This is a genomic window from Scytonema sp. PCC 10023 (genome assembly GCF_963920835.1).
Classification (GTDB): domain Bacteria; phylum Cyanobacteriota; class Cyanobacteriia; order Cyanobacteriales; family Nostocaceae; genus Kalymmatonema.
In genome coordinates, this window is the sequence record NZ_CAWUDP010000256.1 from 1 (window position 1) to 2,430 (window position 2,430).

At 42.2% G+C, this 2,430-nt stretch carries 1 protein-coding gene and 1 pseudogene; both read right to left on the reverse strand.

Annotated features, from left to right (window positions below; all coding sequences use genetic code 11):
* Window positions 1-169 precede the first annotated feature (169 nt).
* On the reverse strand, window positions 170-1,576 hold the full coding sequence (locus tag ACM0OZ_RS48460; protein WP_414590093.1) for a hypothetical protein: 1,407 nt from the start codon (window positions 1,574-1,576) through the stop codon (window positions 170-172).
* Between the two features lie 438 nt (window positions 1,577-2,014).
* Window positions 2,015-2,176 (reverse strand): annotated as a pseudogene (locus ACM0OZ_RS48465) (IS607 family transposase); the annotation flags it as partial.
* Window positions 2,177-2,430: the final 254 nt, after the last annotated feature.

Here is a 2,430-nt window from a genome sequence, read left to right on the forward strand (position 1 = left end):
GTGTAGTCCCGAAACGTAGTTAAACGGTGTCAACCATAGTTTTTGGGTTCAAAATCTGCTCTGTGAGCGCTTCGTTGAGATCAAGAATCGTAGATTCAACCAAACGGGCGTAGGATGGTAGGAGAAAGAGTAGGCGAGTACACATCACCTTTGATAGGATTAGGAGTGGTTAGCCGCCACTGTTGCTTGTAATCCTATCAAACCCAACCCTTACGGGTAGAAGGCTTTTTCTTTGTGCCTTGCGCTCTAAGACGAGCCTTGGCTGATCAAATTGTCGGGCTAGAAACTTAAGCCCGATATTTCTTGCAGCATTTAAACCAGAGTTACCGCGCCAACCCGTAACCGTCGCATAACACTTGCCACCATACTTGTAGCCAGAGCAGAATTCTAGAAGTGTTGGCAGGTAATGATTTCCTCTCCAAACCTCTGTTCCGTCAACCGCACAAAGTCGGGACGTATCTTTTGGGTTAACTCTTGCAGTTAGGATGGCATAACGTTGATAAGCAATTCTCCTAACGTTTTGAACGACTTTATCTTTGAGCCAGTAAGCACGTTTGGTGTTGGATCTACGCGAGTATTTACCGCGCTTAGGTTTAAGGTTGCCAAGATGTTCAAACACAATGACTTTGCATCCATGACGATGAGCAAATTCAATGATGATATTAGCGATTCTTAATCCCTCGCTGCGCTCTGTGCGAGATATTTTTGCAAAACGATTAGATGCGAATCCTCTATCAACAACTCCGGTCTTTTTCATCGCTACCGCAACTTTCCCTAAATCACGCTTCCTAAGACTGACGTGCTTGGCATGACTAGGAACAGTCATTCGGCTAATCTCGTTTACCAAACCGTTATCTTTGCTTTCTAGGATGCTGCAAGTAGCAATATTCCCGTCTAGATCTAAATCCACAGAGCAAATATGTAACCCAGGCTCTTGGATTACTTTTTTTAGTCCTCCGGTAGCTGGAACGTACTTGTCTATCGTGAAATCAAGATATGTTTTATCTCCTTTTAGAGTTATCGTAGGTGATGCCTTAACCCAGTCCTCTTCAAAGTCATAACCTTGATACTGAAACTTGATCCACACCCATGCATTATCTCTGCGAATTTTGAGCAGAATGCTATCTCCAGTGTCTTCTTTCCACATCCCAGCATAATAGGTTGGGTTGAAATTAAAGGAACGTGGTTGCACTGGTGGACGATGCCGTTTTTGACGCTTTGGTCTATTAGTCCACTTATCGTAATTGGTCTTCCAAGATTGGTAAGCGCCAATAGCTTTCTTAATAGCAGCACGTCGAAATAATTGAGGGACATCAAAAGGTAATGGGTATTGAGCATTCTCAGGTATTGTTAGTCCTTCATAAATCTTGTAATGCTCGTCGGCTTTGACTATGCCTTCTGGGTGAGTAGCGACAACAGAGAAATAAAAGAGCACTAAATCGTTAAAAGCTTGCTTGGTTTCAGCGAAATCAATTCCGTTACGAATTAGGGTAAACCTGACGGTTTTCGTCTCGATTGCAAATCCTTTTTTAGGATATAGTGCCATGTAAGTTTCTCTGTTATCGACCTGCTTCATTATACACCGTATTGCTCCGAGTTTCCGAGTCTGTTTTGATTTGTTCCTTGTATTTTCAAGGGAAAGTACAACTTGGAGCTAAAGCAGTGCATTATTGACATGAAATCTTGCATTAGTTCTTGATGTCGAGATAGAGCTTCATGTTTCAGAATGATGAAAAGGAGTCAGAACCGCAGCTAGGAACTCAGAATACCCCACGCTCTGTACCGGGGGTTTCAAATAAGGTGGCAACGCAATTCTATCCCGACCTACTTTCAAGTAGGGGCTTTAAACCTGGACTCATCCGCCAGTCGTACAGGAGTCAAACGGAGCTCCTGACAACTGACATCTTCGTTCTTCTTCGGTAATCTTGGAGTTATTAAGGCGAAAAAACCACTCTACAAAGTCAAACCCAAAACGACATAGCCTATCTTTATGCCCAACAAATATCTCTGATACTTAAGAGTCAGCTACTTTCTGCATTAGAATTAGAAACTTTTTGCGTTTGAAGTTTAACCCAGAGCCAATTTCTTTGATAATTTCTGCGTCAGGGACTTTCTGGCTTAACTCTATGAATTGAGTTTCTAAGTCATCTTTTTGAGAATGTGTTGAAATTCGACAATATAAGACAACTTTTCTGTCAGGACTTAATTTAACTAAACCTTCGAGTGAGCTAACTAAATACCTTCAGTAGACCGCTGTTGAGTCCTGATATATTTAATCTTTTCCTCATCCGCCCCGGAGTGCCAATGTCTTGGGATGATAACCATATCTTGCTTGCGCCTGAGTTGATGAGATGTATTTCATATAGGGTGAGCCTCTTACTACAACTCACTCCATATTGCTCCGTCTTTCAGTTATTTGGTACAACGTCT